Genomic DNA, 21,534 nt, shown 5'->3' on the forward strand with positions numbered 1-21,534 from the left:
CTCTGCTCGGGCAACTGCCACAAGGCTCAGGAGTTCAATCCGCTGATATCAGCAACCAGCACGCTGCCGGTCGATGACTCCGTGATATAGAGACGATCCTTGTTTGCGCCACCGATCGCCACATTCGTGCAATTCGGCCCCGCGCACGACTTGATCCGCGCAAGCAATTCGCCGTTCGGCGCGAACACGAAGACGTGGCCGAGCGAAGCATGACCGACGAACAGGCGGCCCTTGGCGTCCATGGTCAAGCCATCGGGGCCGCTGGTGCCAAACAGCGAGCAGAAGCGGCCGACCTTGGACACGCTGCCATCCTTCATGAACGGCAACCGCCACACCGCGTTGTCGCGCGTCATCGCGACGAACAGCACGGTTTCTGTTGGGTCGAGCACCAGGCCATTCGGGCTGATACCGGTGTTGATCAGACAATCGAGCCTGCCATTCGATGCGAGACGATACACGCGACCGCTGGGGTCGTGCAGGCCGGTCTGGCCCTGATCGGTGAAATAGATGTCGCCGTTCGAAGCAAGATGCAGATCGTTGCAGCCGCGAAACGATTCCGAATTGCGCGCGGTCAGGACGGGCTTGATGCGACCGGCCTTGGGGTCGAGCTCCATGATGCCGTGCATGTAGTCGGCCACCAGGATGCGGCCGTCGGATGCGATCTTCAGTCCGTTCGGCCAACCCTCATATTCGAGGACCTGCGACCACTCACCGTCAGGCGCAATACGGAAGATGCGGCCGAAGGGAATGTCGACGATGTAGAGATTGCCGTCCGTGTCGAAGGAGGGCCCCTCGATGAAGCTGTCGGTCGGCACATTTGGCCGGTTGGCATCAGCCCAATCGGTCCGCACGCCCTTGCGGCGGAACTTTTCGGGCATGGCGGAAAAGATCTTCGTCTCGATCAGGCGCGGCGGCGTTTCCAGGTACATCATTGTTGTTTTTGGACGTGTTGAGGGGGGAGCGCGCAGCATAGGGCACAATCGACGGCGCGTCGATTGAGGCGGAGGCATGGCGCCTCGCCCTCACTGTCATTCCCCGCGAAAGCGGGGAATCCAGTACGCCGCGGCCTCACCGCTTCATCACAGATGTCTCGGCGTACTGGATCGCCCGGTCAAGCCGGGCGATAACAGCCGAGCCTATGCGACGACCTTCGCCTGCTTCACCGGCGCCACGTCCGTCGTCGCGATCAGGCGCTTCAGTTCCGGAATGCAGGAGCCGCAATTGGTGCCGGCCTTGAGCTTGGCGCCGATCTCGGCAGCCGAGCGCGCGCCGGCTGCGATGGTCTCGCAGATGGTGCCGCGGCCGACGCCGAAGCAGGCGCAGACGATCGGCCCGGTCGAGGCGGCGCCCTCGCCGGACTTGCCTGACAGCAGCATGCGACGCTGATCGTCGGTGACGAGGTCGGCCACGAACAGGCTCTTCACCACCTCCCAGTCGCCGGCGTCATGCGCCGGACCGACGAACAAGCAGGTCTCGATGCGGTCGCCTGCGAAAGACGCAGCGCGATAAACGCCGCCGCCAAAGTCGCGATAGTCGGCAACGTCCTCGCCGGCGACGCTCTCGAGCCAGGCCGGCCAGCGCGAAAGGTCGGCGTTGTCGGCGAAGAGATAGCCGAAGCCGCCGGTGACCGTGACGCGGGTCCACAACAGGTTCGGCGGCAGATCGAGCTGCTTCCGCGACAGCGCAAAGCCACGGAAGACGAATTCGTAAGGCGCGATCGCAGCCGGCGTCGCCTTGGATTCCGGCTGCCCCGAGAACGGATCGGTGAAGGACTGCACCAGCGCGCCGACGCGGCCATGCGAGGCGTTCATCGCGCTCCAGTGGATCGGCGCGAACAACGTGCCACGCTGAGTGCCGTCACTGACGACGACCTTCAGGATGCACTGACCGTAATCGGTGGTAACGCGGGCAAAGCCGTCGTGAACGATGCCGTATTTGCCGGCATCATCAGGGTGGATCTCGACGAAGGGCTCCGGCAGATGCGCACCAAGCCGCTGGCTGAGACCCGTGCGCGTCATGGTGTGCCACTGGTCGCGGATACGTCCGGTGTTGAGCCTGAGGGGGCGCGAGGCGCCGGTCTCGCCGCGCAGCGACGGCACCTCCGGCGCAATGAAGCGGCCCTTGCCGTCATTGGTGAAGAAGCCGCCGCTCGCGAAGAAGCGATCGCCCGGCACTCCGCCTTCACGCACCGGCCACTGTACCGGCTTTAGGGCATCGAAGCCTTCGTCCGAAAGCGAGGTCAGCGCGCCGATGTCGAAATCGCGGCTACCGTCGTTCTCGAACGCCGAGAGCGCGGCGTGCTCGCGGAAAATCTCCGCGGCGGATTTGTAGTTGAAGCTGTCGCCGAAGCCGAGACGCTTTGCCGTCTCGCTCAGGATCCACCAGTCCGGCCGCGCCTCGCCCGGCGCCGGCAGAAACGAGCGCTGGCGCGAGATGCGGCGCTCGGAATTGGTCACGGTGCCCGACTTCTCGCCCCAGGCGAGCGCCGGCAGCAGCACATGCGGACCGGCATCGACCGTGTCGTTGGAGAGCACGTTCTCGGACACCACGAACAGCTCGAGCTTCTTCAACGCCTCGCGCACGAAGTCCGCATCGGGCAGCGACACCGCGGGATTGGTGCCCATCACCCAGAGCGCCTTGACCTCGCCGCGATGGATGGCTTCGAACAGCTGCACCGCCTTCAAGCCCTCATGGGTGGCGATGCGCGGCGCCTTCCAGAACCGCCTGACACGATCGATGTCGGGCGGCGTGAAGCCCATATGGGCCGCGAGCATATTGGCGAGACCGCCGACCTCGCGGCCGCCCATCGCGTTGGGCTGGCCGGTGAGCGAGAACGGCGAGGCACCGGGCTTGCCGATGCGCCCCGTCGCGAGATGGCAGTTCAGGATCGCGTTGACCTTGTCGGTGCCCTGCGCCGACTGGTTGACGCCCTGCGAATACAGCGTGACGACGCGGTCCGTGTCGCGGAACATCTTGAAGAAGGTGGCGACATCCTGCTCGGAGAGGCCCGTCGCGAGCGCCGTCGCAGTGACGCTGCCGGCGATGCTGCGCGCACGCGCCAGCGCGTCGTCGAAACCGCTCGTGTTCTGCGCGATGTAGTCCTGGTCCAGCGCACCATTGTCGGCGAGATGGACAAACAGGCCGGAGAACAGCGCGGTATCGGTGCCGGGCTTGAGGCCGAGGAACAGATCGACATCGCTTGCAGTGTCGGTGCGGCGCGGATCGATCACGATCATGCGCGCGCCACGCTCCCCACGGTTCTTCAGCATGCGCTGGAATAGCACCGGATGGCACCAGGCCGCGTTCGAGCCGACGAAGACCAGCAGATCGGCCTGGTCGAGATCCTCATAGCAGCCGGGGACTGTGTCGGCGCCAAAGGCGCGGCGATGGCCGGCGACCGAGGACGACATGCAGAGCCGCGAATTGGTGTCGACATTGGCCGTGCCGACAAAGCCCTTCATCAGCTTGTTGGCGACGTAATAATCCTCGGTGAGGAGCTGGCCGGAGAGATAGAACGCGACCGCATCGGCGCCATCTCGCGCCACGATGTGCTGCATGCGGTGGGCAACATGATCGAGCGCATCGCTCCAGGCGACGCGCTCGAGCACGCCCTTGCAGCGGATCATCGGATAGAGCAGACGGCTTTCGAGGCCAACGGTCTCGCCGAGCGCTGAGCCTTTCGAGCACAGCCGGCCGAAATTGGCGGGATGGTCAGGATCGCCAGCGATCGCCGCACCGCCCTTGCCATCCGGCGTCGCCAACACGCCGCAGCCGACGCCGCAATAGGGACAGGTCGTCTTGGTGGCACGAAGCGTGGGATCGATCGCCGTCATATCAAGCTGCCTTGTCACGCCGGCTCTATCAAGCCGCCTTGGAAGGACGCGCGAGCGCGCGGCCGAACATCATGTCGGTGCGGATCGCCGCAACCTTGTCGCGATTGCGGATCAGCTCGAGATACCAGAGCGCATCGACGGTATCGCCGATCAGCACCGCGCCGGTGAGCCGGCCGTCGGCGATCACGAGCTTCTTGTAGGTGCCGCGCCTGCGGTCGGTCAGCACCAGGCTCTCGCTGCCCTCCCCGCCCATGAAGTCGCCGGCGGAGAACACGCTGACGCCGGAGACCTTCAAATTGGTCGAGACCACGCTGCCCTGGTAGGCGGCGGGCCGGCCAGCCAGATGCCGTGCCAGCACCCGCGCCTGCTCATAGGCTGGCTCGACCAGGCCATAGCAGGTGCCGCGATGCTCGGCGCATTCGCCGAGCGCGAAGATGTCGGGTGATGCCGTCTGCATCAAATCGTTGACGACGATGCCGCGGTTGACCGCGATGCCGGCGTCTTTGGCAAGCGCCACGTTCGGCTTGATGCCGGCGGCGAAGATCACCGCATCGGCCTCGATGCGGCTGCCATCGGCAAGCTCGACGGCCTCGACATGACCATCGCCTTGGATGCGGGCGGTCGAGGCATTGAGCAGGATGCGGATGCCCTTGCGCTCGACTAGCGTCTTGAGCAGGTCGGCAGCCGGCCCGTCGAGCTGACGCTCCATCAGCCGGTCCATCAGGTGCAGCAGCGTCACCGGCGCACCGGCCTTGGCAAGGCCGTAGGCTGCCTCGAGTCCGAGCAGGCCGCCGCCGACGACGACAACGCGCTTCTTCGCAGCGGCCAGCGTCAGCAAAAGGTCGACATCGCGCGTATCGCGAAACGTGTGCACGCCGGCGAGATCGGCGCCCGGCAAATTGAGCCGCAGCGGCGTCGATCCGGTGGCGAGCACGAGCTTGGAATATTCCATGCTCTCCTCGCCCTCGATCTTGAGCTCGCGGCGGCCGGTGTCGATCTCGGTGACGCGATAGCCGTAGCGCACCGTGACGCCGCGATGACGCCACCAATCGGCCGGCCGGAGCTCGATCTCGTGCGAGCCGGTCTCGCCGGCCAGCACGGATGAAAGCAGTACGCGATTGTAAGCGAGCCGCGGCTCCTCGCCGATCACGGCGACCGCGTAGCGGCCGAGTGCGGTCTTGGCGAGCTCGTCGACCAGACGCGCGGCTGCCATACCGTTACCGACGATGACCAGCGGTTCACTCACGAGGCATCTCCTATTCAGCGGCCTGCGCTTGCGCGCCATAGGCCTCGGACATCATGTAGCCGGACAGCACGCCGTAAGCGTCGGTCCAGGCCTTTGCCAATTCGGGCGTCCAGGCCTCGCCAAGGCCCTTCTCAAGGGTCCACAGCAAGGTCGCACCGACCACGGGGTAGTGCTCGGCCGTGGCGCCGTAAGCGACGTGACGCTTGGCGAGCGCGGAGGCCGCGGGAAGAATCGTCTCCAGGTTCGACAGGCCGCTGACGACGGCGGCGAGCATGCCCATCAGCTTCTTGCGCTGCTCGGTCATATCTTCAGGGAACATCGCGCGCACGGACGGCGCCACCTCGAACAGGCGATCGTAGAACAACACGGAGGCTGCTTGCGAAATCGGCGCGACCTTGGCGAAGCTCTGCTGGATGAGGGTGATCTGTTCTGGCGTCATGATGTTCTCCTGCCTGTTGGGTTTGCCTTGGTGCGCGCCATTGCGAACCAGGTTCATGGTCAAACTGTCGGGCAATGCTTCTCCCCGCGTACGGGGAGAAGCGAGATTCGTACCAAGTGTCAGACTCGCGCCTCCGCGAGGCTTGACGCGCCCTCACCCTGCGGGCCGCGACGCAGGTAGAACCACCACGTCAAGCCGAGGCAGCTGGCGTAGAAGCCGAGATAGATCGCGAGCGCGAGCTGGGGGCCGCCGGTCAGGGCGATCGACTTGCCGAAACCGGTCGGGATCAGATAGCCACCAACGGCGCCGATCGCGCCGATGAAGCCGACCGCCGCACCGCTCTCGATGCTCGCCGTCTTCAGCGCGAGCGCGCGCGCCGCATCGCCCTTGCCGCGCACCTTGAACAGGTTCTCTTCGCGGAAGATCGAGGGGATCATGCGATAGGTCGACCCATTGCCGATACCCGTCGTCACGAACAGGATCAGGAACATCGACAGGAAGCCGATGAAATCCTTCTGCCCGACGAAGTAGAGCACGCCGACCGTTGCGCCCGCCATCACCATGAAGTTCCAGAAGGTGATGACCGAGCCACCGATCTTGTCGGCAAGCCAGCCGCCGAGCGGCCGCGACAGCGAGCCGACCAGCGGCCCCAGGAACGCGATCGCAATCGTGATTTGTGGGAACTGGGTCTTGATCAGCAGCGGAAACGCAGCCGAATAGCCGATGAACGAGCCGAACGTTCCAATATAGAGATACGCCATGATCCAGGTGTGCTTGCGCTTGACGATCGCAAGCTGGTTCTTCACCGACGACTTCGCCGTGGTCAGGTTGTTCATGAAGAACACGGCACCGAACACCGCGATCGCGATCGGCAGCACCCACATCAGGCCGGCATTCTGCAGGAAGATGCCGTCGACCGGCGTCGCCTGGAACAGGTTGAAGACGGCGAGCGTCATCAGGATCGGGGTCAGGAGCTGCACGCTGGAGACGCCGATATTGCCGCCGGCCGCGTTCAGGCCGAGCGCCCAGCCCTTCATCCGGTCGGGGAAGAAGAAGGAGATGTTGGTCATGCTGGAGGCGAAGTTGCCGCCGCCGAGACCCGCGGTCGAGGCGATCAGTAGCATCAGCCAGAACGGCGTGTCGGGCTGGCTCACGAAATAGGCAAGCGACAAGGTCGGAATGAACAGGATCGCCGCGCTGAAGATGGTCCAGTTGCGGCCGCCGAACGTGGTCACCGCGAAAGTGTAGGGAAAGCGCATCAGGGCGCCGATCAGCCCCGGCACCGCGATCAGCTGGAACAGCTGGTCGGTTGAGTAGTAAAAGCCCGCCTGCGGCAGCTTGGTGGTGACGATGCTCCAGATCAGCCAGACCGAGAAGCCGATATGCTCGGCCACGATCGACCAGATCAGGTTGCGTCGCGCGATAGTCTTGCCAGTCGCATTCCAGAACGCCTCATCTTCGGGGCGCCAGTCTGAAATCCAAGTAGGATTCTTCGTCATTGAGTATCCCTTCCAGGCTCACCGCTGCGTCGTTGCAGGCTCTGCCTCACATGGAGGCGCGCTCCGAGGCTTCACCCCGGTGGCGAGTTCACGATGCTGATTGATGATGTTGAGGGACGTCGTCGTTGGCGTCGCGCAAAGACATTTCAATTTCCGTGCCAATTGCGCGCACGCTGGAAATACAGGGATTTCAGGACGTTATTCGTATTGCCAGAAATTTCTGCAGGGCTTTTCCGCACGCTAAATTTGCGATTCGCTCAATCCTTGTGCGACGCACAAGGATTGAGCGGGATGTCGATTATTTGTGCGCGGGCATCCGCTCGCGTTAACTCTTCGTTACGCGGCCTCGACGAAGCGATGACGCTCGTAGAGGAATTCGAGCACGCGCTGGCGGCACTTCAGATAGGTGGTGTTGGTGGCGAGCTCGAGCCGCTTGCGCGGGCGAACCAGCGGCACCTCCAGCACCTCGCCGATCCGCGCGCTCGGCCCATTGGTCATCATCACGATGCGGTCGGACAGCAGCACGGCCTCGTCGACGTCGTGAGTGATCATCAAAATGGTATTGCCGAGCTTCTGATGCAGCGCCATCACCGAGTCCTGCAAGTGAGCACGGGTCAGTGCGTCGAGCGCGCCGAACGGCTCGTCCAGCAGCAGCACCTTCGGCTCCATCGCCAGCGCCCGCGCAATGCCGACGCGCTGTTTCATGCCGCCGGAGATTTCGGAAGGACGCTTGTCCTTGGCATGGGCCATCTGCACCAGATTGAGATTGTGCATGACCCAGGCGTCACGCTCGGCGCGGGACTTGGTCCTGGCAAAGACCTTGTCGACGCCGAGCCTGACGTTCTCGTACACGGTGAGCCACGGCAACAGGCTGTGGTTCTGGAACACCACGGCGCGGTCGGGCCCCGGCGAGTTGACCTCGCGGTTTTCCAGCAGCACGCCGCCGGTGGTGGCGTTGGTCAGCCCCGCGATGATGTTGAGCAGGGTCGACTTGCCGCAGCCGGAATGGCCGATGATCGAGACGTATTCGCCCTTCTCGATCGTGAGATTGATCTCCTTCAGCACCTCCGTGGTGGCGGCGCCGCGGGTAAAGACCTTGTCGATGTGGTCGAGCTTCAGATAGGCGGTCATGTACCCTCTCCTCTCAGTTCAGCGCGGTGCCGCGGGTGACGACCTTGCCGAGGCCAGCGATCACGCGGTCCAGCACGAAGCCGACGATGCCGACATAGAACAGCGCCAGGATGATCTCGCTGATATGCGAGGAGTTCCAGGCGTCCCAGATGAAGAACCCGATGCCGACACCGCCGATCAGCATTTCCGCCGCGACGATCGCCAGCCACGACAGGCCGATGCCGATGCGAAGGCCGGTGAAGATGTAGGGCGCGGCCGCCGGGATCATGATCTTGGCAAAGAATTCGAGCGGATTGAGCTGCACCACCGCGGCGACGTTGCGATAGTCCTGCGGGATGTTGCGGATGCCGACCGCGGTGTTGATGATGATCGGCCAGATCGAGGTGATGAAGATGACGAAGATCGCCGAGGGCTGACCGTCGCGGAAGGCCGCGAGCGACAGCGGCAGCCAGGCCAGCGGCGGAATCGTGCGCAACACCTGGAACAGCGGATCGAGCCCGCGCATGGCCCAGACCGACTGTCCGACCAGGACGCCGAGCGCGATGCCGGCGATCGCCGAGAGCGAATAGCCCAGGGCAACGCGCTGCAGACTGGCGGACAGATGCCAGAACAGGCCCTTGTCGATGCCGCCATGGTCGAAGAACGGATCGAGGATCAGCTCCTTGGTGTCCTTGAACACTTTCGACGGCGGCGGCAGCGCCGAGCCGGCGCGACGGCAGACCAGTTCCCACACCAGCGTCAAAAGCGCGATCACGACCAGCGGCGGGATCACGCGCACGGCGGTTTCCCGCGCCATCCGTGCATAGGCTTCCGTGCGCGGCGGACGCTTCGGTGTCAGCGCGACGACCGGCGCGGCAACGGCCGCAGGCGACGCGGTCTCAAGCTCAATCTTCGTGGCAGGCATGTTCATCGAAATCCCTCTCCGGCTTCAAAGGACGAAGCGGCCGCCTGACGGCGGCCGCAGGCTCCATCAGACTTCGACGCGCTTGATCGCGAGCGATTTCAGATAGGCTGCCGGATTTTCCGGATCGAACACCTTGCCGTCGAAGAAGGTCTCCTTGCCGCGCGAGGTGGAGGTTGGAATTTCTGCGGCGGCGATGCCCAGAGTCTTGGCCGCATCGCGCCACATGTCCTCGCGATTGACCTTGGCGATCAGCGCCTTGGTGTCGAAGCCAGGCTCATACTTGCCCCAGCGGATGTCCTCGGTGAGGAACCAGAGGTCGTGGCTCTGGAAGGGGTAAGAAGCGAAGTCGCGCCAGTACTTCATGATGTGCGGCGAGTTCTCGACCACCTTGCCGGGAATGCCGTAGTCGAACTTGCCGGCGCTGCGATCGAGCACATCCTCGACCGGGCAGTTCATCCACTGCCGTTTGCCCATGATGGCGGCGAGCTCGGCCTTGTTCTCGGCCTTGTCGGCCCATTGCTGGGCTTCCATCACGGCCATCAGCAGCGCCTTGGCGGCCTTCGGATATTTGTCGACGAAGGCGGCGCGCATGCCGAAGGACTTTTCCGGATGCTTATTCCAGAGCTCGCCGGTGTTGACCGCGGTGTAGCCGATCTTCTGATTGATCAGCTGCAGATTCCAGGGCTCGCCGACGCAGAAGCAGTCCATGGTGCCGACCTTCATGTTGGCCACCATCTGCGGTGGCGGCACCACGATGGTCTCGATGTCCTTGTCGGGATCGATGCCGCCGGCAGCGAGCCAATAGCGGATCCAGAGGTCGTGCGTGCCGCCGGGGAAGGTCATCGCGGCTTTGATGGCCTTGCCGGAGGCCTTCTTCTTCTCCAGCGCGGCCTTGAACGGCGATGCGTCGACGCCGAGCTTGAGGTCGGCATATTCGTTGGCGACCGAGATGCACTGGCTGTCGAGATTGAGCCGCGCCAGGATGTACATCGGCGTCGGCTGGTTGTTCTGCGTCACCTTGCCGGCCGAGATCAGATACGGCATCGGGGTCAGGATATGCGCGCCGTCGATGCCATTGCCTTCGGAGCCGAGCACGAGATTGTCGCGCGTGGTGCCCCAGGAGGCCTGCTTCTGCACGTCGGTGTCGGGCATGCCGTATTTGGCGAACAGGCCCTTGTCCTTGGCGACGAAGAGCGGCCCGGCATCGCTCAGCGCGATGAAGCCGAGCTTGGCACCCTTGACCTCGGGGCCTGAATCCTGCGCGAAAGCGCCGGCGGGGAAATTCAGTTTTGCGGCGGCGAGAAGTGCGGCGGTCGAGCCGGTGGCCTTCAACAATTGACGGCGGCTGAGGCCAGTCTCCGAGGGCCGGCGGGTGCGCTTGGTCATAGGCTGTATCGTCCTTTGCGTCGTTGCAGAATTGATGGCGTCAGTGCACACGAGCAGCCCGTCCGTCCGGTGGCGCCGTCTTTGGCGCATGCGAACGCACGACGGGGAGACCCCCGTCTGGTGGCGTCGGCAAGTCGGATGAGAAGTCTCGCGGGACGGCTTCAATGGCGTCGGCATGGAACTATTCAAGCTTCATGCCAAGCGCGCCACCGCGAAAACATATTATAAATCAGAATGTTAAGGAGACCGCGCGTGACTGTCGCAGGTCCAACCCGCATGCGAAAGTTGCGGCCTGCTCAATTCTTGTGCGGCGCACAAACCTTGTGCAACAGATCAAGCAACAGGCCGCCAAGTGCTGTGACGCCGGATTGGACCGAGATCCATCTCATTGATATTGCTATATCTTTCTTGCCAGACGGCGCGGCACGCAACTTGCTTATCCATGGACGTCAACGAAGACTGCGGCTCGCCGCATTGTTGCAGCCTCTGGCGGCTGCATCCGGAAGCTCAACTGCCTCGCGGCCCTTCCCGGCTTTAGTCCTCGTGACGCGATTCCCACGGCTTCCAGACATTTCCTAGCCCTCGTGCGCGGCAGGCCAGCCCGCACGGCCAATGACGTTGCAGCCGCGCTTCCGGGCGCGTCGATCTCTCTTACGAAGCAAAAGGAACCATTGATGTCGTATCTCGCGCCTTCGGAATTCGTCACCAAGATGGTGGATGCGGGCGAGTCCAAGATCTTCATGTCCACCCGGGATACCATCATCCGCGCCTACATGGCCGGCGCCATCCTCACGCTCGCCGCATGGTTCGCCGTCACGATCAACGTCAACACGGGTCAGCCGCTGGTCGGCGCGCTCTTGTTTCCGGTCGGCTTCGTCATGCTGTACCTCCTCGGCTTCGACCTCCTGACCGGCGTGTTCGTGCTCTCGCCGCTTGCCCTGATCGATAAGCGTCCGGGCGTCACGATCGGCGGCGTGCTGCGCAACTGGGGCCTCGTGTTCATCGGTAATTTCGCCGGCGCGTTCACGGTCGCCTTCATGATGGCGTTCGTCACCACCTTCGGCTTCACGCAGCCGCCGGACAAGGTCGGCACCGCCATCGGAATCATCGGCGAAAGCCGGACGCTCGGCTACGCCGCGCACGGTGCGGCCGGCATGGCGACGCTGTTCATGCGCGGCATGCTCTGCAACTGGATGGTCTCGACCGGCGTCGTCGGCGCCATGATCTCGACCTCGGTCCCCGGCAAGGTGATCGCGATGTGGATGCCGATCCTGGTGTTCTTCTACATGGTGTTCGAGCATTCCGTCGTGAACATGTTCCTGTTCCCGTCCGGCCTGCTGCTCGGCGCAAAATTCTCGATCCTTGACTATCTGATCTGGAACGAGATCCCGACTGTGCTCGGCAACCTCGTCGGCGGCCTCGCCTTCACCGGCATGACCCTCTACGCCACGCACGTCATGACCCTGCCGAAGCGCCAGGTCGACAAGGCTGCAAAGCCCCGCGTCGCCGCCTGATCGAATACGTCTCGACAGGGGAGCCTCGCCCGAGCAGGGTGAGGCTCCCCTCTCCTGGTGATGACGATGACCCGCGGACTCCTGATCTCGGTCGGCCAGCACTCCGACAAGGGTCGCAAGCCCCTCAACCAGGATTTTCACGGCGTCCTGATTCCGGAGGAGCCGCTGCTCGGCCTGAAGGGCATTGCGGCGGTTCTCGCCGACGGCATCTCCAGCAGCACGGTGAGCCAGATCGCCAGCGAGTCGGCGGTCAAGAGCTTCCTGATGGACTATTACTGCACGTCGGAATCCTGGACGGTGAAGACCTCCGCCCGCCGCGTGCTCGACGCGACCAATTCCTGGCTGCACGCGCAGACGCGCAAGAGCCAGTACGCCTATGACCGCGACAAGGGCTACGTCTGCACCCTGAGCGCCATGGTCATCAAGGCGACCACCGCGCACATCTTCCATGTCGGCGACTGCCGCATCTACCGCGTCGCCGGCAAGGCGCTCGAGCAGCTCACCGACGATCATCGGATCATCGTGTCGTCGGAGCAGACCTATCTCGGCCGCGCGCTCGGCATCAATCCGCAGCTCGAGATCGACTACCTGGCGTTCGAGGTCGAGGCCGGCGACACGTTCCTGCTGGCGACCGACGGCGCCTACGAATTCGTCGACGCGCGCTTCATCACGAGCGCGCTGAACGAGCACGCAGGCGAGCTCGACGGAGCGGCAAGGGCGATCGTCGAGGAAGCCTACCGGCGCGGCAGCGACGACAACATCACCGTCCAGATTATCCGCATCGACGCGGTGCCGCAGCGCGAGCCGGCCGGCATCTTCAATCAGACCTCACAATTGCCGCTGCCTCCGCTGCCGGAGCCGCGCGCGATGTTCGACGGCTACCGCATCGTCCGCGAGATCCACGGCAGCAGCCGCAGCCACATCTATCTCGCCGTCGATGTCGAGACCGAGGAGCCGGTCGCACTCAAGCTGCCGTCGGTCGATTTGCGCGACAACGCCGCCTATCTCAAGCGCTTCCTGATGGAGGAATGGATCGCGCGCCGGATCGACAGCCCGCACGTGCTGAAGCCGCTGTCGCAGTCGCGGCGCCGCAATTATCTCTATGTCGCGACCGAATTCGTCGAGGGGCAGACCCTGAAGCAGTGGATGACCGACAATCCGCGCCCCGATCTCGAAACCGTGCGAGGCATCATTGAACAGATCGCCGCGGGCCTGCGCGCCTTCCACCGCATGGAGATGCTGCATCAGGACCTCAGGCCCGACAACATCCTGATCGACAAGACCGGCACCGCGAAGATCATCGACTTCGGATCGGTCAGGGTTGCGGGCGTCGCGGAGGCTGCGCCACGGGACGAGGCCGACGAAATCCTGGGCACGGTCCAGTATACGGCGCCGGAGTATTTTCTCGGGCAAGGCGGCTCACCGCGCTCCGACATGTTTTCGCTGGCGGTGATCTGCTACCAGATGTTGACGGGAAAGCTTCCCTACGGCGCCCAAATTGCCAGGATCCGGCGCAAGGCGGACGTGCGGAGGCTCAAATATCGCTCCGCAGACGACGACCGCAATGTGCCGGCCTGGATCGACGGCGCGCTCCGCCGCGCGCTGCATCCCGATCCCTACAAGCGGCACGAGGACCTGTCCGAATTCGTCTTCGAGCTTCGCACGCCCAATCCAGCCTATCTGGACACGCGGATCACGCCGCTATTGGAGCGCAGCCCGCTGATGTTCTGGAAGCTGACCTCGGCCGCGCTCGCCTGCGCCGTCGTCGTGCTGCTGGCGCTGCTGCACGCCCGCTAGGGCCGAAGCGTCAGCTTCTGACGGTCATGCGGAACTTTTATCGAGGTCTCCCCTGGATCAATCTTTTGTCGGACGCGTTCACCGGCGTCGACTATCCGCCAGCGTAATAGCGCCTGCAGCCACTAGGACAATGATGATGACAGTGGCAAGCGCCTCCACCGAGGCCAGGGTGTCGTACCAGCTGTTCCAAAGCTCAAGCATGCGCTGACCTCTATCGAGCGCCGCCCATCAGCGATAGAATACACCTCCTCAAAAGGACGCGCCTTCGCGCGCAAGTACAATGCTGCGTTTCGCCGCGTGCGTTTTGATCGCGCGGCAACGTGACCCATGCCGGAGGCTGGAATAACGAGCGAACGTAGTTTGCGGTCGCCGCGTAGTGAGATCGCCCGCGGCTATGTCGAAGATGTTGACCAACTGTGAAGTGGTTTACATCCTTGGGGGCTCGGCTCGGGCTAAAGTGACGAAGGCTTCTTACTTCGAAGGAGGCATCCAATGCTCGCGGCAATCAAATGGAACTCTCGATATAACGCTCGCGAATGGGTGATGAAGGCCGGGGCGCTCGTCGTCCAACTCCGTGCACCGAATGCAAACCGACAGAGCGATGAAAGTAAGTCGAGGCGGCCGCTCTGGAAACAGTTTGACGACACCCATCATTGGGACTCCACCGCAGAGGAATGGGTCCCAAACCCTGATCGGTAATCGTGCAACGCATTGTGCGCGCACCGGCCGAATTCCGAGACTTCAAGAGCCCCGTCGCTGACGGGCCCGTCTAGCGGTGAGGCCGCGTCTTGACTTTTGTTTGCCTGACATCCGTATCACGGACAGACGCAGTCGGCCCTACGGGGCTTGATCGTAAGCCTGCAGGATCCTGACAAAATCAGCCATGCTGGATCGATCCTGGTTTTCAGCCATAGCCGCAATCCGAGTATTGGACGCGGGTCGGCTTCCCTGCCAGAACCGCATCAGGAGATCGGCGATGTTTCTCATGGCGTACTCTCTGCACCAACCATGGCAATAAGCATCAATCGAGCGGCAAAGCGCCCGCTAGTTCGGGAGAAGGGCCGGCGGGCGCTACGCCGCCGGCCTTGTCCCGCAACTGCCGGCTCGCAGGGCCGGTTCCGTTGCTTTCACTCTGGATGCATCGGTAACACCGAGCGCATGGTCGGCGCCATCGCGCGCAGGTATGAAGTGACCATACCTAGGTAGACTTGGGTGGTGACTCGGGATCAGTTGACCAAGTGTCGGTTTAATCGCTGGTAGGTTGACGACTTCCAACTCCGAACGCTGAGGTCCGTTATTGTGCCGCTATCAGAAACACAGCGGACGTCGTACGCGCCCGGAGTGCCGCGGCATCCCGGCGGACCATCAGACCCGCTCCACAGCCTTCACACCGAGCGGCGTCGGCGCCATGCCGCCACCGGGCTTGAGGTGGAATTCGTAGGTCATCAGATGCCACCGACCGTTCGCCTTGGAGCCGTCAGGCATCGCGGGATCGTTGCGCGGCTCGACCTTGGCGACGAGATCATCCTTGACCCCGAACACCACGTCGGAATCCAGATATTTGTCGCCGTCCATGAAGACGTGCGTGATCAGCGGCTCGTATCCCTTCGCGTTGACCAGGAAGTGCACATGCGCCGGGCGCATCGGATGACGCTTGGTCTGCACGATCATCTCGCCGACCGGGCCGTCGGTCGGAATCGGATAGCTGCACGGCAAAATGGTACGGAAGAAGAAGCGGCCGTCGTTATCGGTGATGAAGCGCGCCCGCGCCGAAGCGCCGACCTCGTCATAGTTCGGCTTCTGGGAATCGTAGAAGCCGTCGTCATCGGCATGCCAGACGTCGACGGGGACATTGGCCAGCGGCTTGCCATTGAGATCGGTGACGCGGCTCTGCACGAACATCCGCTCGCCGGTTTGATTGTTCGGCGAGATGTCGGTGCCATGCGCGGTCACCTTGTGCTCGCCGACATAGAACGGGCCGAGCACGGTGGTCTGGGTGGCGCCCTCGCGGTCGCGGTGGTTGACCGCGTCGACCAGCATGGAGACACCGAGCACGTCGGACAGCAGGATGAACTCCTGGCGGGTGTCGGTGCATTTCTGCCCGGTGCGGGTCAGGAAATCGATGGCGTAGTCCCATTCCTCGAAGGTGAGACCCGTCTTGCTCACGTAATCGTGCAGCGACTTCACCAATTCCTGGAGCAGGAATTTCGCGCGCGGATTGGGCGTGCTGTCGAAGCTTTTGACGACGGCCTGGGTGAGATCAGTCTCGTTGAACTGGGTCATGATGGTTTGCCCTGCGTTTTCTCATTGGCCCCGGGGGGCCTGGAGGCGTTCCAGGGGCCAGCCTACACCAGTCGGCCCGCTCGCGTTAAGCGCGAGCGGCTTGGAATGGGGCCGTCATTTGGCTATCAACGGACCGACAAAACTGCCCGGAGGAACTGATGCTCGCCCCCACCCCCGCCTCGCCCGAATCCGTCGGCATGTCCAAGGCCGCGCTCGACCGCATCGATGCGCATCTGAGGAAACGGTACATCGATGCCGGCCGCTTCCCCGGCACGCATCTTCTGGTCTACCGCCGCGGCAAGGTCGCGCACAGCTCGGTTCAAGGCTTTGCCGACGTCGAGCGCAAGCTGTCGGTCAAGGACGACACCATCTACCGCATCTATTCCATGACCAAGCCGCTCACCAGCGTCGCCTTCATGATGCTGGTCGAGGAAGGCCTGGTCGCGATCGACGAGCCTGTCGCCAAATTCATCCCGGAATGGAAGGATCTCGGCGTGTTCGTCGCCGGCAACTCGCCGGCCTTCCTGACCCGTCCGCCGTCCCGGCCGATGCTGATCGTGGATCTGTTGCGCCACACCTCCGGCCTCACTTACGGCTTCCAGCAACGCTCCAATGTCGATGCCGCCTACCGCACTGAAAAAATCGGCGAGGTCGAGAAGTCGGGCACGCTCCAGACCATGATCGAGAGCCTCGCAAAAATCCCGTTGGAGTTCTCGCCGGGCGAGGCCTGGAACTATTCGGTCTCGACCGACGTGCTAGGCTATCTCATCGGCAAGATCTCGGGAATCCCCTTCGAGCAATTCCTGAAGCAACGCATTCTCGACCCGCTCGGCATGACCGACACCGATTTCCACGTGCCTGCTTCCAAGGCCCACCGGTTCGCCGCCTGCTACTCGGCCGACCCCGGCGGCGGCATGACCTTCCATGCCGGCCAGCGGCGCGAGGGCCTGACGCTCCAGGACGATCCGGCAACGAGCTCATTCCTGTCTCCGCCCTCCTTCATCTCCGGCGGCGGCGGCCTCTGTTCGACGGTCGCCGACTATCTCACCTTCTGCCGCGCGCTGCTCAACGGCGGCGAGCTCGGCGGTATCAGGCTGATCGGACCAAAGACGCTGGCGCTGATGACGAGCAACCACATTCCGGGCGGCGGCGCCCTGCCCGAAGTGTCGCGCTCGCTCTTCTCCGAGGCCACCTATAACGGCATCGGCTTCGGCCTCGGCTTCGCGGTGACCATGCGCCCGTCCGAGACGCTGATCGCCGGCAGCCCCGGCGAATACAATTGGGGCGGCGCGGCGACGACCTCGTTCTGGATCGATCCGGCCGAAGAGCTGATCGCGATCTTCATGACGCAGGTGCTGCCGTCGAGCGCCTACCCGATCCGGCGCGAGCTGCGCAGCATGGTCTACGCCGCGATCACCGAGAGCAATCTGTAACCAATCCAACCGATCCCGCAGCCCACACGGCCGCGGGATCGCGCCATCAGACGTTTATTTGAGCATCTCCGGCACGATCAGGCGCGGCAAGAACAGCGACACGCTTGGCCAGACGATGACTGCCGCCAGCACGAGCAGCATCGGAATCAGCATGATCACCGTATCCTTCAGAGCATAGCGCAATCGCACGCCGGCGATCGAACAGGCGATCATCAGACACAATCCATAGGGCGGCGTCACCAGTCCGAAGGCCAGCGATACGATGGAAATGATCGCGAACTGGACCGGATGGAGATCGACGGACCTGGCCAGTGGCTCCAGCACTGTGCCGACGATGACGATCGCCGGGATGGCGTCGAGGAAGCAGCCCACCACCAGAAAGCAGAAGGCGATGAAGAAGCCGGCTGCGACGGTGCCCATGCCCCATGTCGAGACATTGGCCAGCAGCTCCTGAGGGATCTTGTAGTAGGCGAGCAGCCAGCCGAACGCACTTGCGGTGCCGACGCAGAACAGTGCCACGCCGGCAAGGCGCCCGGTGTCGAGCAGGGCCTTGTACAATTCCCGTATGCCTGTCTCCCGATAGAAGAACGCCGACAGCGCGACGGAATATAGCACCGCGACGCAGGCGGACTCGGTTGCGGTGAACCAGCCGAGCAGAATGCCCCCAACGATGATGAAGGGCGTCATCAGCGCCGGAATTGACTTCCAAATGGCGCATCGCATCTCGACCCAGCTTGCCCTCGGATAAGTCGGGTAGCCGCGGCGCACTGCATAGACGTGCACCGTCGCCATCTGCGCGCCCGCGATCAGCAAACCCGGCACGATGCCGGCCAGATACATCGCCGCAATCGAGGTCGAGATCAGCCCGCCCCACACGATCATGAGGATCGACGGCGGGATGATCACTGCAAGCACCGCTGAGACCGCGGTGATCGCGATCGAAAACGAGAGGTCGTAGCCCTCCTTGGTCTGCGCATCGATGAAGATCTTGGACTGGCTCGCCGCGTCGGCGGTCGACGAGCCCGAGATGCCGGCAAAGAACACCGATAGCACGACGTTGATTTGCGCCAGCGACCCCGGCCAGTGCCCGACCATCGAGCGCGACAGCGCCACCAACCGGTCGGTGATGCCGCCGATGCTCATCAGATTGGCCGTCAGCAGGAAGAACGGCACCGCGAGCAGGATGAATGAATTGTAGGCGTTGAAGGTTTCCTGCGCGAGCATCATCATCGAGAGATGAGGCTCGATCAGCAGAATCGGCACGCAGGCAAGGCCGAGCGCGAAGGCGACCGGCACGCGCACGATGAGCAGGCCGATGAAAACCCCGAACAGCACCATCGCGGCCTGTCCGGCAGAGAGTACATTGCCGCTCATCGCCCTGCCCCAACCAGAATGCGCATTTCATCGATGATCTGTTCACCCCCAAAGACGATCCACGTCACGCCGGTCACAGGCCAGGCGACGTGAATCAGCCAAAGCGGCAGATCGGCCAGTTCTGAAGTCCTGTTCCAGGCAAAGCGGGTGAACTCGAGGCCGGCCGATACGAACACCAGCGCCAGCGCCAGTATGCCGAGCCGCGCGAGGATTCGCACCGCGGCCTCCGACCGCCGCGACAGGTCAGGCCACACATCGACCTCGAAATGCTGCGCTTCGCGCACGCCGACCATGGCGCCGATCATGATCGTCCAGACGAACAGGAAGCGCGCCATCTCCTCCGTCCAGATGTAGGACGGAATGAAGGGCGTGTAGCGTGAGATGATTTGCAGCGTGACCGGAACGACCAGGACGCCGACGCAGGCGGCCAGCAGGAATTCCAGCAGCTTCGCATAGGCCGCCGATACGCGGCGCCACAGCGACGGTGTGGACGGGACGGGCATTTCAGACATTGGGGCTCCGTGCAGCGGCTCATCCGCCAGCGCCGGGCAAGAAGCGGGGCTTGCCCGGAGATGCTGTCGGCGGACGCAAAGACTCAGACGACGTTGATCTTCTCGAAAATGCCCTCCGCACCGATTTCCTTGGCGTAGGTGGCCATTACGGGGTCGGCAAGCTTCTTCATGGCGTCCCGCTCCTCGAAGGGAACGCGCTTGAGCTTGCCGGCCTTCTCGAGCGTGTCGAGCTTGACGACCTCTTCGCTCGATTCGAGCTGACGGCCGTAGTCGCCGGCCTCCTTGCCGGCCTTCATGATCGCGTCCTGCAGCTCCTTCGGCAGGGTCTTCAGCGTCTTCACCGAGAAGCAGATCGGCCGGATCGACACGGCGTGCTGGGTCAGGTTGAGATGCGGAGCGACTTCGTAGAACTTCATCGCCTCGACGCCGGCCGCCTCATTTTCGCCGGCCGATATCACGCCGTTCTGTATCGCGTTGTAGATCTCGTTATAGGCGATCACCGTCGGGCTCATGCCGACGGCCGCAAAGGTCTTCGACCAGATCGGCGCGCCCTGCACGCGAACCTTGAGTCCCTTGAGATCGGCGAGATTCTTGAGTGGCTTGTTGGCGAAGATGTTGCGGATGCCGCCGCCGGAATAGCCGATCAGGACGACCTCGGCCTTCGCCGCGACTTCATCGGCGATCGGCGCCAGGATATTGGCTTCGACGACCTTGTTCATGTGCTCGATGCCCTTGAATACGAAGGGCGCATCGATGAACGGGGCCGCCTTGGCGAAGGTCGACATGTGAGCCGGCGAGACGATGCCGTAATCGACCGCCTTGCCCTGCGACATGTACTCGAAATACTGCTTCTCGAGGCCGAGCGAGGAGTTCCTGTGCAGGGTGAAGTTGACGGGCTTGCCGTAATACTTCTTCACCAGCTCCTCGAACCGGAGCAGTGCCCGGTTGAAGGCGTGGTCGTCGTTGAACTGGACCGCGCCGTTCAGCGAGATCGGCGCTTGCGCCCTGAGGATCGACGGCATCCCAATCGTAGCCGCCGCAGTGGTCGCACCGATACCAGCGAGAAATGACCTTCGCTTCATCGTCTCCCCTCCCTTTGATGCTCCGGCCCTGTAGCCGGGCCGTGAGCGCAGCCGGTATGCGGCTGGCGAAGGGGAAGCGTATGAAAAACGCCGGCCGGACGGAAGTCATTTCGCGTGCGCCGGAGGTACTCTTCGTCGCAGGGCTACGCCCGGCACACCTGTTGCACTGCAACTGCGCCCCTGACGGCGCGGACAGGCCATGGGCACACTCGCACTCCCGGAGGAGGCCGGCCACGAGCGGACCTGTGCGCTGCACGCACGGACCCGCTCGCCCGCTGCTGCAGGCCTAGTGCATATGCCCGATCAGATAGATGCCGCCGCCGATCACCAGCACGGCCGGTACGGCCCACAAGATCAATACTGGCATTTGTCATCCCTCCTCAATTTGACGTGCAGACCTTCACAGTCTTCATGCCGCTTTCAGCTTCGGTCCGCGATTTGTAGATCGTGCCCGACGGGCTGACGACGGTCATCGTCGTGTCCGTCGGCTTCTTGTCGACGACGGTGCACTTCTTGGACTTGACGTCCTGCACGACATAGAACTCGTCGGCCGCGAACGCGGGCAGGGACAATGCAGCAAGCATCAACGCTGCAGTCGCTATTCTTAGCTTCATTTTCTTCCTCCTCCAATTGCCGGGCCTTCCCGCCCGGCTCATTCAAAGCGGGAAAAACTGGCAATTTGTTCCTAGCTGTTGGAACGCTGTGCACGATGAGATGTTGTTGCGGCGCTTATTCTCGTGAGGAGGACAAAGATGAAGAAGCTGCTCTTGCTATCCGCCGCGGCTGTTCTGATCTCGACCGGCGCCTTCGCGCAATCCACCGTGGTGACCACCACCGGAACCGGTCACGCGGCAGCGGTTCAGATCGAGCCGCAATACCGGACCAGGATCAAATCCTACGTCACCGAACATCATCTTCGCCCGGTCACGACAAAGGAAAAGATCATCGTCGGCGCGACCGTGCCGGGCGACGTCGAGCTGGAGGCCGTGCCATCCGATTGGGGTCCTTCGCTCACCAAGTATCGCTACGTGTATTCCGGCGATCGCGTGATGCTCGTGGACCCAGGCTCGCGCACAGTGGTTCAGGAAATCGATTGAACAA

Annotated in this window: 17 protein-coding genes; 4 read left to right on the forward strand and 13 right to left on the reverse strand. The window is 63.2% G+C overall.

Going from position 1 to position 21,534, the window contains the following annotated elements; translation table 11 throughout:
- Nucleotides 1-26 precede the first annotated feature (26 nt).
- The 8 genes from RAD10_RS09875 to RAD10_RS09910 all read right to left on the reverse strand — a co-directional run bounded on the left by RAD10_RS09875 (nucleotide 27) and on the right by RAD10_RS09910 (nucleotide 10,438).
- On the reverse strand, nucleotides 27-929 hold the full coding sequence (locus RAD10_RS09875) for an SMP-30/gluconolactonase/LRE family protein (RefSeq protein ID WP_461617500.1): 903 nt from the start codon (nucleotides 927-929) through the stop codon (nucleotides 27-29).
- Nucleotides 930-1,136: 207 nt separating this feature from the next.
- The gene (locus RAD10_RS09880; protein ID WP_461617501.1) at nucleotides 1,137-3,833 is read right to left on the reverse strand and encodes a nitrate reductase; all 2,697 of its coding nucleotides are present in this window, start codon (nucleotides 3,831-3,833) and stop codon (nucleotides 1,137-1,139) included.
- A 28-nt stretch (nucleotides 3,834-3,861) separates the two neighbouring features.
- Nucleotides 3,862-5,079, reverse strand: coding sequence for an NAD(P)/FAD-dependent oxidoreductase (locus tag RAD10_RS09885; protein WP_461617296.1), 1,218 nt, complete (start codon nucleotides 5,077-5,079; stop codon nucleotides 3,862-3,864).
- A 10-nt stretch (nucleotides 5,080-5,089) separates the two neighbouring features.
- The gene (locus RAD10_RS09890) at nucleotides 5,090-5,518 is read right to left on the reverse strand and encodes a globin family protein (protein WP_461617297.1); all 429 of its coding nucleotides are present in this window, start codon (nucleotides 5,516-5,518) and stop codon (nucleotides 5,090-5,092) included.
- Between the two features lie 119 nt (nucleotides 5,519-5,637).
- Entirely contained in the window at nucleotides 5,638-7,017 is a 1,380-nt protein-coding gene (locus RAD10_RS09895) for an MFS transporter (RefSeq protein ID WP_461617298.1), read from the reverse strand.
- A 336-nt stretch (nucleotides 7,018-7,353) separates the two neighbouring features.
- Nucleotides 7,354-8,148: an ABC transporter ATP-binding protein gene (locus RAD10_RS09900; protein WP_018322789.1), complete on the reverse strand. Its 795-nt coding sequence runs from the start codon at nucleotides 8,146-8,148 to the stop codon at nucleotides 7,354-7,356.
- Between the two features lie 13 nt (nucleotides 8,149-8,161).
- Nucleotides 8,162-9,058, reverse strand: coding sequence for a nitrate ABC transporter permease (gene ntrB / locus RAD10_RS09905; protein ID WP_461617299.1), 897 nt, complete (start codon nucleotides 9,056-9,058; stop codon nucleotides 8,162-8,164).
- 60 nt (nucleotides 9,059-9,118) lie between these two features.
- Nucleotides 9,119-10,438: a CmpA/NrtA family ABC transporter substrate-binding protein gene (locus RAD10_RS09910; RefSeq protein ID WP_461617300.1), complete on the reverse strand. Its 1,320-nt coding sequence runs from the start codon at nucleotides 10,436-10,438 to the stop codon at nucleotides 9,119-9,121.
- Nucleotides 10,439-11,112: 674 nt separating this feature from the next.
- Between RAD10_RS09910 and RAD10_RS09915 the strand changes: the two genes are divergently transcribed.
- Together RAD10_RS09915 and RAD10_RS09920 are read left to right on the forward strand one after the other, a co-directional pair.
- Nucleotides 11,113-11,952, forward strand: coding sequence for a formate/nitrite transporter family protein (locus RAD10_RS09915; RefSeq protein WP_092259682.1), 840 nt, complete (start codon nucleotides 11,113-11,115; stop codon nucleotides 11,950-11,952).
- Between the two features lie 60 nt (nucleotides 11,953-12,012).
- A complete protein-coding gene (locus RAD10_RS09920) occupies nucleotides 12,013-13,749 on the forward strand; it encodes a bifunctional protein-serine/threonine kinase/phosphatase (RefSeq protein WP_201759872.1) in 1,737 nt (578 codons plus the stop codon).
- Nucleotides 13,750-15,114: 1,365 nt separating this feature from the next.
- Here RAD10_RS09920 and RAD10_RS09925 read toward each other — a convergent pair.
- Complete coding sequence (locus RAD10_RS09925) at nucleotides 15,115-16,032, reverse strand: intradiol ring-cleavage dioxygenase (protein ID WP_461617301.1); 918 nt, start codon at nucleotides 16,030-16,032, stop codon at nucleotides 15,115-15,117.
- Nucleotides 16,033-16,190: 158 nt separating this feature from the next.
- Here RAD10_RS09925 and RAD10_RS09930 point away from each other — a divergent pair, with 158 nt between their 5' ends.
- Nucleotides 16,191-17,465 (forward strand): serine hydrolase domain-containing protein, encoded by a 1,275-nt coding sequence (locus RAD10_RS09930; RefSeq protein ID WP_461617302.1) that lies wholly within the window; start codon nucleotides 16,191-16,193, stop codon nucleotides 17,463-17,465.
- Between the two features lie 54 nt (nucleotides 17,466-17,519).
- Here RAD10_RS09930 and RAD10_RS09935 read toward each other — a convergent pair whose 3' ends face one another.
- From RAD10_RS09935 to RAD10_RS09950, 4 genes are all read right to left on the reverse strand, one after another.
- Nucleotides 17,520-18,839 carry a TRAP transporter large permease gene (locus RAD10_RS09935; protein WP_461617303.1) on the reverse strand — a complete coding sequence of 440 codons (1,320 nt, stop codon included), beginning with the start codon at nucleotides 18,837-18,839 and terminating at the stop codon, nucleotides 17,520-17,522.
- Entirely contained in the window at nucleotides 18,836-19,351 is a 516-nt protein-coding gene (locus RAD10_RS09940) for a TRAP transporter small permease (protein WP_461617304.1), read from the reverse strand. The genes RAD10_RS09935 and RAD10_RS09940 overlap by 4 nt, the downstream gene beginning before the upstream one ends.
- A gap of 83 nt (nucleotides 19,352-19,434) precedes the next feature.
- Entirely contained in the window at nucleotides 19,435-20,433 is a 999-nt protein-coding gene (locus RAD10_RS09945) for a TRAP transporter substrate-binding protein (RefSeq protein ID WP_018322778.1), read from the reverse strand.
- 380 nt (nucleotides 20,434-20,813) lie between these two features.
- On the reverse strand, nucleotides 20,814-21,047 hold the full coding sequence (locus RAD10_RS09950; protein WP_461617305.1) for a hypothetical protein: 234 nt from the start codon (nucleotides 21,045-21,047) through the stop codon (nucleotides 20,814-20,816).
- Between the two features lie 138 nt (nucleotides 21,048-21,185).
- On the opposite strand from RAD10_RS09950, the gene RAD10_RS09955 reads away from it, so the two are divergent.
- Entirely contained in the window at nucleotides 21,186-21,530 is a 345-nt protein-coding gene (locus RAD10_RS09955) for a DUF1236 domain-containing protein (protein WP_461617306.1), read from the forward strand.
- Nucleotides 21,531-21,534 lie beyond the last annotated feature (4 nt).

This window comes from Bradyrhizobium sp. 23AC, assembly GCF_054863025.1.

Excerpts from the sequence above, each read along its gene's own strand:
- RAD10_RS09875 (WP_461617500.1), bottom strand. The coding sequence starts at position 929 with ATGTACCTGGAAACGCCGCCGCGCCTGATCGAGACGAAGATCTTTTCC.
- RAD10_RS09880 (WP_461617501.1), bottom strand. The coding sequence starts at position 3,833 with ATGACGGCGATCGATCCCACGCTTCGTGCCACCAAGACGACCTGTCCC.
- RAD10_RS09890 (WP_461617297.1), bottom strand. The coding sequence starts at position 5,518 with ATGACGCCAGAACAGATCACCCTCATCCAGCAGAGCTTCGCCAAGGTC.
- RAD10_RS09895 (WP_461617298.1), bottom strand. The coding sequence starts at position 7,017 with ATGACGAAGAATCCTACTTGGATTTCAGACTGGCGCCCCGAAGATGAG.
- RAD10_RS09900 (WP_018322789.1), bottom strand. The coding sequence starts at position 8,148 with ATGACCGCCTATCTGAAGCTCGACCACATCGACAAGGTCTTTACCCGC.
- ntrB (WP_461617299.1), bottom strand. The coding sequence starts at position 9,058 with ATGAACATGCCTGCCACGAAGATTGAGCTTGAGACCGCGTCGCCTGCG.
- RAD10_RS09910 (WP_461617300.1), bottom strand. The coding sequence starts at position 10,438 with ATGACCAAGCGCACCCGCCGGCCCTCGGAGACTGGCCTCAGCCGCCGT.
- RAD10_RS09915 (WP_092259682.1), top strand. The coding sequence starts at position 11,113 with ATGTCGTATCTCGCGCCTTCGGAATTCGTCACCAAGATGGTGGATGCG.
- RAD10_RS09920 (WP_201759872.1), top strand. The coding sequence starts at position 12,013 with ATGACGATGACCCGCGGACTCCTGATCTCGGTCGGCCAGCACTCCGAC.
- RAD10_RS09925 (WP_461617301.1), bottom strand. The coding sequence starts at position 16,032 with ATGACCCAGTTCAACGAGACTGATCTCACCCAGGCCGTCGTCAAAAGC.
- RAD10_RS09930 (WP_461617302.1), top strand. The coding sequence starts at position 16,191 with ATGCTCGCCCCCACCCCCGCCTCGCCCGAATCCGTCGGCATGTCCAAG.
- RAD10_RS09935 (WP_461617303.1), bottom strand. The coding sequence starts at position 18,839 with ATGAGCGGCAATGTACTCTCTGCCGGACAGGCCGCGATGGTGCTGTTC.
- RAD10_RS09940 (WP_461617304.1), bottom strand. The coding sequence starts at position 19,351 with ATGTCTGAAATGCCCGTCCCGTCCACACCGTCGCTGTGGCGCCGCGTA.
- RAD10_RS09945 (WP_018322778.1), bottom strand. The coding sequence starts at position 20,433 with ATGAAGCGAAGGTCATTTCTCGCTGGTATCGGTGCGACCACTGCGGCG.
- RAD10_RS09950 (WP_461617305.1), bottom strand. The coding sequence starts at position 21,047 with ATGAAGCTAAGAATAGCGACTGCAGCGTTGATGCTTGCTGCATTGTCC.
- RAD10_RS09955 (WP_461617306.1), top strand. The coding sequence starts at position 21,186 with ATGAAGAAGCTGCTCTTGCTATCCGCCGCGGCTGTTCTGATCTCGACC.